Below are 14,079 nucleotides of genomic sequence, written 5' to 3'. Positions count from 1 at the left end.
AAGGATACCGTTATGGCCACTGCCAGCCTTGAAACACGCGAAAATCGCCGCGCATGGGGCTTTGTGACCCCGGCCCTGCTTTGGACCGTCGCGTTTTTCGTTATTCCCTTTATCGTCATGGCCGCGATCAGCCTTGCGACCCGCAAGGGGCGCGAGATCGTTATGGCGTGGAATTTCGACAATTACATCGAATTCTTTGAAAAGGCCCACTTGCTTAAGGGGCTTTTTGTCTCGCTTGAGATCACCTTTACCGTCACCCTGATTTCGGTGATCCTGGCCTACCCGCTCGCCTGGATCATTGCCGAACGTGTTCCCCAGAAATGGCAGCGTATGGCGCTGATCATGGCGATCCTGCCCTTCTGGACAAGCTATGTGGTGCGGTCCTATTCCTGGCTTTTGGTGCTGGCGCAAAACGGGGTGATCAACAATAGCCTGATCTATCTCGGCATCATTTCCGAACCGCTTGAGCTGGCCAGCACACGCACTGCCACCGTGATCGGGTTCGTGCACTTCTTTGTCATGCTTTTGACCCTGACCATCTATGCCAATCTGGTGCAGATGCCGCCGAACTATCGTCGTGCTGCCGCCGATCTTGGTGCCAATGGTTTTCAGGTGTTCTGGCATGTTGTGTTACCGCTAACATTGCCCGGGATCATGGTCGGAGCGTTCCTGACCTTTGTGCTGTGCATCGGTGATTACATTACTCCGCAGATCCTGGGTGGTAATAACGAGCTCGCCCTGCCGCAAGTCATCATGCTGCAACTGGGCCGCCGGGCCGATTTCCCGATGGCCACCACCCTTTCGATCATTCTGATGATCGTGGTGACACTGGCCTACATTGCCTGTGCCCGTTGGCTAAAGATGGAGAGGACATAACATGATCTCTTCACGCTTTTCCAAACTGCTGTCCTGGTCCTATCTGGCGGCACTTTATGCCTTCATCTTTTTGCCGGTCGCGGTTCTGGTGCTGTTTTCTTTTCAGGATGGCCGCCTGCCCGTACCGCCGTTTAATGGCGCGACCCTTAAATGGTATGGCGAGGTCTTTGCCGACAGCCGCCTGATGTCGGCTCTTGGCAATTCGCTGATGGTTGCCCTTGGCTCGGCCACGGTCGCCTGCGTGCTTGGTTTCTGTGCGGCCTATGGCTTGGCGCGCTTTGTCCTGCCGGCATCGCGCCTGCAGCGTGGCCTTCTGATTGCGCCGATGACGGTCAGTTACCTGATCATTGCGCTGGGTTTGCTGACGACCTTTAACTGGGTCGGTGTATCGCTTTCGCTTTGGACGGTCGGGATTGGTCATGTGGTAATCAATCTGCCGCTATGCTTTGCGATTATTTATGCCTCGATGGGCGATCATCAGAAAAACATCGAACGGGCTGCCCGCGATCTGGGTGCTGCCGAATGGCAGGTGATGACGCAGGTCTCCGCCCCGATGTTGATGCCCTCCATCCTGGCGGCCTTTTTCCTGTCGGTGACGTTTAGCTGGGATGAATTCATCATCGCTTTCCTGCTGTCGCGCTTTGACGTCACCCTGCCGGTTGAAATCTGGAGCATGTTGCGTTCGGGCCTGAACCCGAAAACCAACGCGGTCGGAAGCGTTGTCTTCCTTGTATCGGTTGCGCTGCTGCTTATTCTTGAATTGATTGTCTTTAGAAGGACGGCAAAGAAATGACCGCCCCTGTCTCCATTCGCAACGCCACCAAGACCTTTGGCGACTTCACCGCCCTTGACGATGTCAGCCTTGAAATCGCGGCTGGCGAATTCATCGTCCTTCTGGGCCCGTCGGGCTGTGGCAAGACCACCTTGTTATCGCTTCTGGGCGGCTTCCTGTCGCCAACAAGTGGCACGATTGAAATCGATGGCAAGGATATGGGCGACGTTGCCCCCGCCAAACGTCCGACCACCACGATGTTTCAGGATTATGCCCTATTCCCGCATATGACGCTCCGCGACAATGTCGCCTTTGGCCTTAAAATGCGCAAGGTCGGCAAGGCCGAACGCCATGCCAAGGCCGAAGAACTGCTTGATATGGTCGGGCTCAAGACTTCAGCGAACAAAAAACCGCATGAGCTTTCCGGTGGCCAGCGCCAACGCGTTGCCCTTGCCCGCGCACTTGCAGTTGAACCCGATGTTTTGTTGCTCGATGAACCACTCGGCGCGCTTGACCTCAAGCTTCGTCGTCAGATGCAGGATGAACTCAAAGCCATTCAAAAACGGGTCGGCACCACCTTTGTCCACGTCACACACGATCAGGAAGAAGCCATGGCGATTGCTGATCGGATCGTGGTGATGAATGCCGGCAAGATCGAAGATGTCGGAAGCCCTGAAAACATTTACATGAAGCCCAAAACGCTATTCTCGGCAAGCTTCATGGGCGAGGTCAATTTCATCCCCGGCACGCTCGAAAGTGCGACCGAAACAACACTTACCATCAAGACGCCGCTTGGCTCTGTCGAACTTCCGGCGTTTGACCACGCGGGCTTTACCCCCGATTCCCAGGTAACCCTTGCCATCCGCCCGGAACATTTCCGGGCCAGCACCGGCACCGGCCCGCGCGTCACGCTTGGCAAGGCCAAGGTTGAAGACGGATCGTTCTTTGGCACCCATCATCGTGCGCATCTGAACCCGCTTGATTATCCCGGCATGACGGTCACCGCCCACATGCCGCAATCAGCGATCATTGAACCGGGTGCGTGGGTTGAGCTGACCCTTGATCCGTCCTCCGTCGTGCTGTTGCCCGGCCATCCGCCCCACCCGATGCAAGAGAGTACCGCTTCATGAGTATGGATCGCGCCAAACCCGAAGACTGGTATAGCCTAAAAACCGTTGGCGATGACGTGACCTATATCGGGGAACCGTTTATCGAGGAATTTTACCGCTGCAACATCTGGCATGTGCGCGGGCGTGATGGTGACATGCTGGTTGATAGTGGCATGGGGGTTGTGTCGCTGACCGAGTGGGTACCGCTTGTCACCGAACGGTCCGTTCAGGCAGTTGCCAGCCACACCCATTTTGATCATATCGGTTGCCACCACGAATTTGAAAACCGGGTGTGTCATCGCTGCGAAGCCGATCTTCTTGCCGCACCGACGCGCAAGAACACGCTGGCCGATCCCTATGTGACGGATGAGATTTTCACAAAACTGCCACCACTTCCCTATGCCTCGACCACCTATGCGGTAAAGGCAGCACCGGCCACCCGGATTGTCGAGGATGGCGATGTGATTGATCTCGGTGATCGCCATTTCGAGGTCATTCACACACCGGGTCATTCGCCGGGTGGCATTGCGCTTTGGGAAAAGGCAACCGGCATCCTGTTTTCCGGAGACATTGTTTATGATGGACCTTTGATCGAAGACACTTATCATGCAAATGCAACCGACTATGTCCGATCGATGGAACGGCTTTATGATTTGCCGGTCCGGGTCGTGCATGGCGGGCATTTTGCCAGCTATGGCGGCGAACGCCATCGCGACATCATAAAAAGCTGGCTAGGGGCATGATCTGCCGATTCATGGCGTTCTGCGTCAGCCAGTTTATTCGTGGGTAGGAGGTTGTCCGCAGGAGACCCCGTGGTTTGCAAGGACAGCCGACGCACTCCATGGATAAACTGGCTAACGCCCGAAGGGTTTGGATAAAAACACTCCCTCCGATCCGCTGCCAGCTTGAAAAGGCATCAAGCCTTTGCTTCGCTGGCATCAAATCTGATTGAACGTTTTTATTCAAACAGAACACCATGAATCGGCAGATCATGCCCCTAAGCGAACGAACCTGAAACCGCGCCACCAGCGCCGGGGATAATGCTCCGGCCCGAACCACATAAATGATCAGGAAGGCTCCTATGGACAACGCAGGCAAATTTTACATCAACGGCAAGTGGGTTGATCCGATTTCATCGGAAAAGATGGATGTGATCAATCCGGCCACCGAAGAAGTCATCACCCAAATCACGCTGGCCAGCGAAGAAGATGTCGACCTTGCGGTCGCCGCAGCCAAGCGCGCATTTGAAAGCTACAGCCAGACCACGCTTGAACAGCGCCTTGGCTGGCTTGAAAACCTGCTTGCGATCTATAAGCGCCGCTATGGCGAAGTTGCCGATACCATCACCAAGGAACTCGGCGCACCTACCAGCATGTCGCATGAACAGCAGGCCGCGGCGGGCACTGCCCACCTCGAAGATTTCATCGTTGCGCTGAAAAAGCTCAAGACCGAGGAAACCCTTTATAACGGCGAGCATCTCTTACGCGAACCAATCGGGGTTTGTGGCCTGATCACGCCGTGGAACTGGCCGATCAACCAGATCGTGCTCAAGGTCGTGCCTGCCCTTGCCGTCGGTTGCACCTGTGTGCTCAAGCCATCCGAATTCACCCCGCTTAATGCCATGTTGTATGCCGAAATGATCCATGAGGTAGGCTTCCCGGCCGGTGTATTCAACATGGTTCAGGGTGCTGGCCCAGTTGCCGGCGCGACCCTGTCACGTCATCCGGACATCACCATGATGTCCTTTACCGGATCGACCCGGGCGGGCAAGGCGATCACCAAGGACGCCTCGGAAAACATCAAACGCGTTACGCTTGAGCTTGGCGGCAAGTCACCCAACATCGTGTTTGACGATGTCGATATCGAAGATCGCATTGCCTGGAGTGTGAATGCCGTCTTCAACAACTCCGGCCAGACCTGTGATGCGCCCACCCGCATGCTTGTGCAGCGTTCGATCTATGACGAGGCCGTCAAGGTCGCCAAACGCGTTGGTGAAGAGGCATCGGTGGGTGATCCGACCAAGGAAGGCGATCACATCGGCCCGCTGGTCAGCCACATCCAGTTTGACCGTGTCCAGACCCTTATTCAGGCTGGCATTGATGAAGGTGCCACCCTTCTGGTTGGTGGTGCGGGCAAGCCCGATGACACCAACGAGGGCTACTTTACCAAGCCGACGATCTTTGCCGATGTGAACAACAATATGCGCATCGCCCGCGAAGAAATCTTTGGCCCGGTGGTCTCGATGATCCCGTTTGACACCGAAGAAGAAGCCATAGCGATCGCCAATGACACGCCTTATGGCCTGGCGGCCTACGTCCAGACCCCGGACGCCGAAAAGGCCGACCGCGTTGCCCGCAAACTGCGTGCCGGTATGGTTCTTCTAAACGGCTCCTCCCCGCTCGCAGGCAGCCCGTTTGGCGGCTACAAACAATCGGGCAATGGCCGCGAAGGCGGCCTGTTCGGCCTCGAGGACTTCATGGAAATCAAGATGATCCATAAGCTTTAAGGCACTTGCATTATGACCTCTTGAGGCCCCGGAAATTTCCGGGGCCTTAATTGTTTGTTGGTCCATCACACCTACACTTGATCCACCGTCATCAATTCGTGACGACATAGGGCTGGCAATGATCGGTTTGGGGACTATAATCCCATCGTTAATCGATAAATCTAGGGTCAGAACCCATTAATTTGATTTGAATGGCAGACGTTGTATTTGTGAAGTCCAAGGAAAAGTCCGCTGGGCGGGCCGGTGTCCCGGCCAAGGGGTTTGACGCAGGAGGTTGCAAATACAACGTCTGTCCTTCGGATTCACCGGATTTGCACGGGCTACTTTGTCGCAAAGCCTTGAAAGATGAATATCTTCCGGCGACTTTGCTCCGCGTATCCGCACAAATCCGGTGAACCATTCAAAACAAATTAATGGGTTCTGACCCTAATATCCGGACGACGGATTGCGACTGGATTGGGAGACCTCCTATGAATGCAATGTCCTTTTCTGATATGGGGCTTGCGGCCTTGAAACGGTGTCAATATGACGCCGCAATCAACATGCTGCGCCAGGCACTTGGCGAAGATATGGATAACCTGGATGCCCGCTTCGGACTGGCGCGCGCCCTTCATGAAAAAGGTTCGATCATCGAAGCAATCGGCGAATACCGCACGGTGCTGCAATCTGATGGGGGTCATGAAGACTGCCTGCATCACATTGCACGCGCCCTGTTGCAAAATGGCGATGCGCGCGATGCACTGAACCATGTGGATATTGTCCTTCGCAACAAGCCGACCGATCCGGAATTGCTTGCGCTGCGCGGGCAGGCATTGATTGCGCTTGAACGTTATGACGCGGCCCTTTCATCGCTGCAATCGGCGGCACATCACAATCCCGGCTCGGAAACCCTTCATCGCCTGATCGCCAAGTGCCATCGCGCCAATGAGGATTTCGAAAGCGAACGGCGCGCGGTCGAGCAACTTCTTCGCATCAACCCGTCGTCGCTCAGCGCATCAAATGATCTTGGTGTCATCAACTTGCGGGAAGGCCACCTGATCGCAGCGTTCGAGGCGTTTGAACAAATCCTTTCGCAGGACGCTGATCATCCGCAGGCGACATTGAACCGCGCCATTGCCCTGACCGTCATGGGCGGAATGGATCATGATGCGATCTGGAACCGGGTGATGGAGGTCTGCGACGGGATTGAGGATCTTGAAGATATCCGAAACGCTGCCGATCAATTGGCAAAGCTTCCGGACACTGCCCGCAAAGGCACGGCCGAGGCCGATACCCTAATCAACATGGCAGCCGTTGAAGAGATCGATATCTGATCTGAGACGGGTACTTTTCCGTCCCCTTCCAACAACGTTCCCGCCGTCAAAAAGGTCCCAGCGGGAACCGCATGCCATCGCCGGCGTTTAATCATATGATGTGCTTTGCGTTTTCCCTGATCCGGATCACGCGACACTGTCTGATCTGCCTTTGGTTCAAAAAGGGATCCTTGCATCATGGTTCAACGCCTGATCCGCGTTTGGGAATTTCTGGCCTATAGCCTGTGGCTGTCGCCACTGCTTTTTGCAGTGGGCGGGGCGGCGATTGCGGTTGGCGTGATGGCCCTGCCACAGGACTGGTTGCGCGATATCCTGCCCGAGATTTTGCCAGGCTTTAGCGATATCGACACGGTGCGCAGCCTGCTTGAAACCTTGTTGGCCACCCTTGTCACCATGACGACCTTTGCGCTGTCGATCACGATGGTGGTGCTGACCCTGGCGGCCGGGTCGCTTGGCCCGCGCATGATCCGCAACTTTATGGGTGATAACAAAACCCAGAACGCGCTTGGCATCTTTGTCGGCAGCATCCTGTTTCTGATTACATCCCTTGTGATGATGGGCAGCACCCCGGGAAGCGCGCCGGTGCCACATCTTGCCACCACGGTCGGGATTGCGCTGTTTGTCATCAGCGTTTTTGTCCTGATCCTGTTTGTCCATCACTTGGGCCGGTCCATCGTTGCCGATGAAGTTATTCAGCGTGTTGGCAAGAACCTTGAAGAAACCATTCAGTCAGCCTGCACCACCCTGTCTGAGCCAATCAAGGCAGCAGAAAAGGCCCAGTCACGCCTGCCCGATCCTCAAGACATCGCGGGAGACCAAGCCATCTGCATCGGATCGTCTGGTTATGTGCAGGGCATCGATTATGAAAAAATCTGCGAGATCGCCAAGGAAACCGATACCCGCATCTCGCTGGTGATCCGGGCCGGTCAACATGTGCTGGCAGGCGATATCGTTGGGCAGATTGATCCAGCCAAGGACGGCACTTCGACCAAGAATATCGACCAATGCCATGCCAACATTCTCGATGCCATCATGATTGGCACACACCGGACCGCGATGCTTGATGTAGAGTTTGCGCTCCGCCAATTGGTCGAGGTCGCCTTGCGTGCGCTTTCGCCTGGGATCAATGACCCGTTTACAGCCATTGCTGCGGTTTATCGCCTTGGCCGTGCGCTGCCGCACGCCATGCAGTTCCGCTATCCGGTCGGCATCTGGATTGATGGTAGCGATGAGGTCCGCCTCAAAGCCCTTCTTTCCGATTTCGACGGCATGTTGGGTGCGGCTTATGACCAGATCAGACAATCAGCCGCCAGAAAACCCGATGTCTTGCTGCCGATGGCCGAGGTTCTCGAAAGCCTGATGCGGCTCGCCCATACCGACCAGCAACGCGACACCCTGCGCACCCATGCCCGCATGATCGCCAGTACGGCTGAGCGCAACGTCCCCGAAGAAAACGACCGCAAGGCCGTACTCAAGGCAGCAACCCGGGTGCTGCATCATCAGGAGCCGGTGAACAATCGCGGCGGCGAAAAAGACGCCTGAACCGCAAGAATGGTCAGGCAATCCTTTTCTATTCCGGGCAAACTGATGGCATCAAGTCTGCAACCACACCGTTGAAAAGCGATCCCGATGCCTGAAAGCCCGCAAGATCACCTGCAAAACCGGTTTGCCCGCGTCATCGCCCATATCGATGAAAATGCGGAGCGACCATTGGGCTTGGCGGAACTAGCCGGGATTGCAGCCTATTCGCCCTTTCATTTCCATCGTCAGTTCGCCGCCCTGTTTGACATTTCGGCCACAAAGTATGTCCGGCTGGTCCGCATGCGTCGTGCCGCGCACAGCCTTTTGTTTCGTAAAGACATTCCGGTCACGGATATCGCCTTTGACGCCGGGTTCGAGAACGCGGAATCCTTTTCGCGCGCCTTTCGCAAACTCCATGATCAAAGCCCGTCAGACTTTCGCAGCCATCCCGATTGGGACAACTGGCAAGCGCCCTACGCCAAACTCCAGCAGGTTCGGAGGGACACCATGACCAACGAAGTAACGAGCTCGGTCACCATCATCGATTTCCCGGAAACCCGAACCGCCTGCATGGACCATATCGGCCCGCCAGCCCGGATTGGTGAAACCATTCAGCGCTTTATTGCCTGGCGCAAAATCCATCATCTGCACCCGTCAAAACATGCCACCTTCAATATCGTCTGGTGTAATCCCGACGATACCCCGCCCGACGCATTCCGCATGGGCCTTGCCGTGGTCACCGATCAGGAATTGTCCGAGGAAGACAAACACAAAGGGCTTTATGCGCAAACTCTACCCGCCGGACGCTACGCCAAACTGCGCCATGTCGGCAGCGATCAGACACTGGGCGACAGCGCGCTTGCACTCTATCGCGACTGGCTGCCACAGAGCGGGGAAACGCCGGGCGACTTCCCGCTGATCTTCCAGCGGATCGCGTTTTATCCTGATGTCGCGGAACATGAAGCGATTACGGATATCCTGCTACCGCTGGCCTGACCATTAATCCTCAGACAAAACAAAAGGGCCCCGATTGGGGCCCTTTTTATTCGTCATACTTTTGTGGCTGGGATCGCTTAGCCTGCGATATGTGCCTCGATCGCGGCCAGTGCGGCGTCAGCTTGGGACGGATCGGAACCGCCACCCTGTGCCATGTCCGGACGGCCACCGCCGCCCTTGCCGCCGAGTTTCTCAACACCGATGCGGACAAGATCAACAGCACTATATGTGTCTTTGAGGTCTTCGGTCAGGCCGACAACGATGGAAGCCTTGCCACCGTCGCCCGAAACGAGGGCAACAATCCCGGAGCCCATCTGTTCGCGGAGCTCGTCGACCATGCCTTTGAGTTCCTTGGCCGGAATACCGTCAAGCGAACGCAGCGCGATTTTGACACCGTTGACTTCCTTAAACGCATCACCGCCCGATGCCGCGCCCGAGCCAGCAGTTGCCAGCTTCTTACGCAGATCGGACACTTCGCGTTCCAGACGACGGCGTTCTTCCTGCAGCGCCTTGACGCGTGCCGGGACGTCTTCCGGGACGGCTTTAAGGTCAGATGCAACCGCCGTCAGAACGTTTTCGCGTGCTGACATGTATTTGGCAGCATCGGCACCAGTCAGTGCTTCGATACGGCGGACACCGCTTGAAACAGCACCTTCAGACACGATCTTGAACATGCCGATATCACCGGTGCGCTTCACATGCGTACCGCCGCAAAGTTCGAGCGAATAGGCATGTTCGTTGGCAACCGGCAGGCCCATCGACACAACGCGGACTTCATCGCCGTATTTCTCGCCGAACAGGGCCATCGCGCCGAGCTCAATCGCCTCGTCCGGAGTCATCAGACGGGTGGTGACTTCGCTGTTTTCGCGGATCAGGCTGTTAACGTCGGCTTCGATCACCGCGGCTTCCTCGGCCGTAACGGCTTTGGGGTGCGAGATATCAAAGCGCAGACGATCAGCCGCCACCAGCGAGCCCTTCTGGGTCACGTGATCACCAAGATGCTTGCGCAGAACCGCATGCAAAAGGTGGGTCGCCGAGTGGTTGGCACGAAGCGATGAACGGCGGCTATGATCAACGCGGAATTCCGCAGCGTCGCCAACCTTGACCTCGCCCTCGGTCACCTTGCCGAGATGCACATGCAAAGCACCCAGCTTTTTCTGGGTGTCGGTGATTTCAATGATCGCACCGTTTTCGGTTTTGATCACACCGGCATCGCCCTGCTGACCGCCAGACTCGCCAAAGAAAGTCGTCTGGTTGGCAAGAACAGCAACCTCGTCACCCTTCGACGCGGTTTTGACTTCGGCACCGTCCTTGATGAGTGCTGTTACCACACCTTCGGCACTTTCGGTTTCGTAGCCAAGGAATTCGGTCGCGCCATCACGGTCATTGATGTCAAACCAGACTTCCTCGGTCGCCGCTTCGCCCGAACCGGACCATGCNGCNCGTGCCTTGGCTTTCTGTTCTTCCATNGCNGANGNGAAACCGTCTTCATCAATGCCGATNTTNCGNNCNTTNAGCGCATCGGCGGTCAGATCAAGCGGGAAGCCATAGGTGTCNTAAAGCTTGAANGCNACATCACCCGAAAGGGTCGCNCCNTCGCCCATGCCATCNGTCGCGTCATCAAGCATCTTGAGACCGCGATCNAGCATGGTTTTAAAGCCCTGCTCTTCGAGCTTGAGNGTTTCTTCGATCANTGCCTGTGCACGNACCAGNTCCGGGAAGGCANNGCCCATNTTGCGGACCAGNGNCGGGACCANTTCATACATCACCGGNTCCTGGGTNCCGATCATGTGCAGNTGNCGCATCGCGCGNCGCATGATACGGCGCAGAACGTTNCCGCGACCGGCATTGGACGGCAGAACGCCATCNGCAATCAGGAAGCTGGTNGAACGCAGATGGTCGGCNACCACGCGGTGNGACACATTATGCGGNCCATCCGGATCGGTATTGGTGGCGTCNGCCGATGCTTCGATCAGCGCGCGCATCAAATCGATGTCATAGTTGTCGTGTTTGCCCTGCAGGACNGCNGCAATGCGTTCCAGACCCATGCCGGTATCNATNGACGGCTTTGGCAGNTCNACNCGNTCNCCATTTGCCATCTGCTCGTACTGCATNAAGACGAGGTTCCAGATTTCAATGAAACGGTCNCCGTCTTCTTCCGGGCTNCCCGGAGGNCCACCCCAGATGTGATCGCCATGGTCAAAGAAGATTTCCGAGCACGGNCCACACGGNCCNGTATCACCCATCGACCAGAAGTTATCNGAGGTCGGNATNCGGATGATNCGNTCATCGGTCAGACCGGCGATCTTTTTCCAAAGANCATGTGCCTCGTCATCGGTGTGATAGACCGTGACCAGAAGCTTGTCGGCNGGAAGACCGTATTCCTTGGTGATCAGGTTCCAGGCAAACTCAATCGCGTTTTCCTTGAAATAGTCGCCAAACGAGAAGTTNCCGAGCATTTCAAAGAAGGTGTGATGGCGTGCGGTATGACCGACATTTTCAAGGTCGTTATGCTTGCCCCCGGCGCGCACGCATTTCTGCGAGGTCGCGGCACGCGAATAATCGCGGTGTTCCTGACCGGTGAAAACGTTCTTGAACTGAACCATCCCGGCGTTGGTGAACATCAGGGTAGGGTCATTGCGCGGCACCAGCGGGCTGGAGGAAACGACTTCGTGGCCGTTCTTGCGGAAGAACTCCAGAAACGTGGTGCGGATATCGTTAACGGTCTGCATATCTCTCCAACCCGGAAAACGCGGAACAACTGCGTCCGCCATGCTGGCGAACGGACTGCCCTATTTAGCGGCTCGGCCCTGCCCTGTCCAGTCAGGCGAAAGGAGTCCGGGGCATTTGCCGCAAGTTTTCCAGAAATTGGCGATCAGATGGCTTTTAAACTGCTTTTGCCGACCCGAAATTCACCACCCTCAAGGCAGAAATGTGAATCGGTCGCGGTTCATTGCCGCAACAAACCCGGCCGGTTCAAACCCAAGCCCCAGCAGCAGTTTGCGCGATGCGGTGTTTTCGGGATGGGCAAAGGCCGTTAACTCCTTGATTGGCGTCATGTCACGCGCATGTTCAAGTGCGGCCATCGCCAGTTCCCGACCAAATCCCTGACCCCACGCCGCCGGGGCCAGGTAATAGCCAAGTTCCGGTCCCCAGCCGGGGTCAAACGGGTCGGTATAAAGTCCGCCCCAGCCGATGATACGGCCCGTCTTGCGCAGCCGCACAACCCATGGTGCAAAACCGTCGCGGCGCCGGAACCATTCATGCACCAATACACGCTTGCGACAGGCCGCAAAGCTTTCATCGCACTGGGTGAAGCGCATGGCTGTACTGTCACCAAGGAAGGCATAAAGATCGGGGATGTCAGCCAGCCGCACGCCAGAGAGCTCAAGACGTTCTGTATAAAGCGGGACTGCAGGAATGTGTGCCGTTTTCGGACTAGTCGTTTGCACTGTCCTGGATCGTCTTGCCAAGGTTTTCCATATCGCGCCCGAACCCTTCGGCGGTTTCACAGGCACCAAGGGCAAGACCAAAACCAAGAACCATCAGGGTGGCGAGAAGACGCTTTGTGATCGTTTCCATCTTTGCTGAATGCTCCATTCAAGTCCGAATATCGGGCATTGTGCCCGCCTTGTTATTTATTGCAATAGTTTGGCGCGCCATGCATGCGCGTGCAACTGTTATCGCGACGATCAGGTTTGGCCCAAATGCAGAAAGGACGCCATTTTGGCGTCCTTTTTCCAAAGCGTTGCTCGTATCGCAGATTTGTAAATGTCTCAATCAGATGGCTTGATCAAACGGGCGGACGACGGCCGCGGAATGCGTTGACCACAAGGGAAATCACAAACAGCACGATAAAGACGAAGAACAATATCTTGGCAAAGCCAACGAAGGCCCCGGCAAGTCCGCCAAAGCCGAGAACGGCTGCGATCAGTGCCAAAACCAAGCAGAATAGTGCCCAACCTAACATATTCTTATCTCCTTTTTCGGTGTTCGCTGACACACCATTGGCGCAACCTGTTCAGGTGCAGCCAAACGGTCTGTCAGCAACACAAGCAAGGACCGATCTATCAATTAGCTTCTTCCTGAATGGCTTCGCCAGCATCTTCGACGTCTTCGCCGAAACCTTCGGCGGTTTCACAGGCAGCAAGGCCAAGGCCCATGCCTGAAATCATCAGGACTGCGAAAAGCTTTTTCATCGTGTTCGACATGATCTTTCTCCTGTTTGCTCTTGTTGATGCTCACAGGATTTCAAACGACAACAACCGGGAATTGTTCGGGTGACAGTTTTTCAATGTATTCTTTTTATCAACACACCCCATTGGAAAGGCGTATTTTTCCGGGGTATTTTCCCAATCGTGATCATTTTGGGGCAGGTGCAAATGGGGAGACCAATATTGATCCCCCCGCGCCCATCTTGGTGTTGACCGGTCACTTCACGATGCACCGGGATCAAGCGAAAGAAAGCGACTGATTTCATCGATAATCTGGCGATGGATCAGGACGCGGTCCGTGCCTTCGGGGTCTGAACAGATCGGATCATCTTCCATCTTTGCCAAAAATTCGGCCGCCCCCGGATTGCATTCACCAAGGAAGGTCAGATGATCGGCCGGGGCAAAAACCGCATAGGACGGGTTATCCAACTTTCCCAAAAGGTTGCTGCCGGTCTCTGTAATATCTGCTGCCTTCCAGCCATTTTCGCGCCCGAGACGGATAAACAGCAAATCCGGATCAACATCCTCAAGACTGGCGTCATTAACCGCAAATGTCATGCCCGGCTCGATCGCAATGAATTTGGATATGCGGGGGTCTTTTGATCCAGCTTCAAAATCCGCGGGCAGTTGATCAAGACGCACGCCGCCCTTTTGCAGGAAGGCGCAATCCTGAACCGTCGCGCCAAACCGTTGGCAGTATTCGCGATAGGCATCCCGATCAAAACGCATCCCGGCAAGGTTGAGCACCGTCGCCCCGCCAAGCGAAAAGCCC

14 protein-coding genes are annotated in these 14,079 nt (G+C 55.8%); 8 read left to right on the top strand and 6 right to left on the bottom strand.

The window, feature by feature from the left end:
• Window positions 1-12: 12 nt before the first annotated feature.
• From CMO10_RS06025 to CMO10_RS05985, 8 genes are all read left to right on the top strand, one after another.
• Window positions 13-876 carry an ABC transporter permease gene (locus tag CMO10_RS06025; RefSeq protein WP_297019635.1) on the top strand — a complete coding sequence of 288 codons (864 nt, stop codon included), beginning with the start codon at window positions 13-15 and terminating at the stop codon, window positions 874-876.
• Between the two features lies 1 nt (window position 877).
• A complete protein-coding gene (locus CMO10_RS06020) occupies window positions 878-1,669 on the top strand; it encodes an ABC transporter permease (protein WP_297019632.1) in 792 nt (263 codons plus the stop codon).
• Window positions 1,666-2,778 carry an ABC transporter ATP-binding protein gene (locus CMO10_RS19775; protein WP_363928328.1) on the top strand — a complete coding sequence of 371 codons (1,113 nt, stop codon included), beginning with the start codon at window positions 1,666-1,668 and terminating at the stop codon, window positions 2,776-2,778. Before CMO10_RS06020 ends, CMO10_RS19775 begins: the two co-directional genes overlap by 4 nt.
• Window positions 2,775-3,500 carry an MBL fold metallo-hydrolase gene (locus CMO10_RS06005; RefSeq protein WP_297019631.1) on the top strand — a complete coding sequence of 242 codons (726 nt, stop codon included), beginning with the start codon at window positions 2,775-2,777 and terminating at the stop codon, window positions 3,498-3,500. The genes CMO10_RS19775 and CMO10_RS06005 overlap by 4 nt, the downstream gene beginning before the upstream one ends.
• A gap of 338 nt (window positions 3,501-3,838) precedes the next feature.
• Window positions 3,839-5,263 (top strand): aldehyde dehydrogenase family protein, encoded by a 1,425-nt coding sequence (locus tag CMO10_RS06000; protein ID WP_297019629.1) that lies wholly within the window; start codon window positions 3,839-3,841, stop codon window positions 5,261-5,263.
• A 470-nt stretch (window positions 5,264-5,733) separates the two neighbouring features.
• A complete protein-coding gene (locus tag CMO10_RS05995) occupies window positions 5,734-6,576 on the top strand; it encodes a tetratricopeptide repeat protein (RefSeq protein ID WP_297019626.1) in 843 nt (280 codons plus the stop codon).
• A 177-nt stretch (window positions 6,577-6,753) separates the two neighbouring features.
• On the top strand, window positions 6,754-8,118 hold the full coding sequence (locus CMO10_RS05990) for a DUF2254 domain-containing protein (RefSeq protein WP_297019623.1): 1,365 nt from the start codon (window positions 6,754-6,756) through the stop codon (window positions 8,116-8,118).
• 87 nt (window positions 8,119-8,205) lie between these two features.
• Window positions 8,206-9,093: an AraC family transcriptional regulator gene (locus CMO10_RS05985; protein WP_297019621.1), complete on the top strand. Its 888-nt coding sequence runs from the start codon at window positions 8,206-8,208 to the stop codon at window positions 9,091-9,093.
• A gap of 77 nt (window positions 9,094-9,170) precedes the next feature.
• Here CMO10_RS05985 and alaS read toward each other — a convergent pair whose 3' ends face one another.
• The 6 genes from alaS to CMO10_RS05955 all read right to left on the bottom strand — a co-directional run.
• Window positions 9,171-11,825, bottom strand: a complete 2,655-nt coding sequence (gene alaS, locus CMO10_RS05980; protein ID WP_297019619.1) for an alanine--tRNA ligase — start codon at window positions 11,823-11,825, stop codon at window positions 9,171-9,173.
• 189 nt (window positions 11,826-12,014) lie between these two features.
• Window positions 12,015-12,545, bottom strand: coding sequence for a GNAT family N-acetyltransferase (locus CMO10_RS05975; protein ID WP_297000189.1), 531 nt, complete (start codon window positions 12,543-12,545; stop codon window positions 12,015-12,017).
• Window positions 12,532-12,675, bottom strand: coding sequence for an entericidin A/B family lipoprotein (locus CMO10_RS05970; RefSeq protein WP_297019617.1), 144 nt, complete (start codon window positions 12,673-12,675; stop codon window positions 12,532-12,534). The genes CMO10_RS05975 and CMO10_RS05970 overlap by 14 nt, the downstream gene beginning before the upstream one ends.
• A gap of 211 nt (window positions 12,676-12,886) precedes the next feature.
• Window positions 12,887-13,063, bottom strand: a complete 177-nt coding sequence (locus CMO10_RS05965) for a DUF1328 domain-containing protein (RefSeq protein ID WP_084272025.1) — start codon at window positions 13,061-13,063, stop codon at window positions 12,887-12,889.
• 100 nt (window positions 13,064-13,163) lie between these two features.
• A complete protein-coding gene (locus tag CMO10_RS05960) occupies window positions 13,164-13,304 on the bottom strand; it encodes an entericidin A/B family lipoprotein (RefSeq protein ID WP_297000182.1) in 141 nt (46 codons plus the stop codon).
• Window positions 13,305-13,529: 225 nt separating this feature from the next.
• Window positions 13,530-14,079, bottom strand: a 550-nt coding sequence (locus tag CMO10_RS05955; protein ID WP_472910352.1) for an alpha/beta hydrolase family protein, incomplete at its 5' end; no start/stop codon positions are given.

It is taken from the genome of Thalassospira sp., from assembly GCF_002709775.1.
Classification (GTDB): domain Bacteria; phylum Pseudomonadota; class Alphaproteobacteria; order Rhodospirillales; family Thalassospiraceae; genus Thalassospira.
This window is presented reverse-complemented; position numbering and strand designations above follow the sequence as displayed.

Bases quoted from the DNA above. Each gene is read 5' to 3' on its own strand.
- CMO10_RS05965 (WP_084272025.1), bottom strand. From the start codon at position 13,063: ATGTTAGGTTGGGCACTATTCTGCTTGGTTTTGGCACTGATCGCAGCC.
- CMO10_RS06000 (WP_297019629.1), top strand. From the start codon at position 3,839: ATGGACAACGCAGGCAAATTTTACATCAACGGCAAGTGGGTTGATCCG.
- CMO10_RS05970 (WP_297019617.1), bottom strand. From the start codon at position 12,675: ATGGAAACGATCACAAAGCGTCTTCTCGCCACCCTGATGGTTCTTGGT.
- CMO10_RS06020 (WP_297019632.1), top strand. From the start codon at position 878: ATGATCTCTTCACGCTTTTCCAAACTGCTGTCCTGGTCCTATCTGGCG.
- CMO10_RS05995 (WP_297019626.1), top strand. From the start codon at position 5,734: ATGAATGCAATGTCCTTTTCTGATATGGGGCTTGCGGCCTTGAAACGG.
- CMO10_RS06005 (WP_297019631.1), top strand. From the start codon at position 2,775: ATGAGTATGGATCGCGCCAAACCCGAAGACTGGTATAGCCTAAAAACC.
- CMO10_RS19775 (WP_363928328.1), top strand. From the start codon at position 1,666: ATGACCGCCCCTGTCTCCATTCGCAACGCCACCAAGACCTTTGGCGAC.
- CMO10_RS06025 (WP_297019635.1), top strand. From the start codon at position 13: ATGGCCACTGCCAGCCTTGAAACACGCGAAAATCGCCGCGCATGGGGC.
- CMO10_RS05960 (WP_297000182.1), bottom strand. From the start codon at position 13,304: ATGTCGAACACGATGAAAAAGCTTTTCGCAGTCCTGATGATTTCAGGC.
- CMO10_RS05985 (WP_297019621.1), top strand. From the start codon at position 8,206: ATGCCTGAAAGCCCGCAAGATCACCTGCAAAACCGGTTTGCCCGCGTC.
- CMO10_RS05990 (WP_297019623.1), top strand. From the start codon at position 6,754: ATGGTTCAACGCCTGATCCGCGTTTGGGAATTTCTGGCCTATAGCCTG.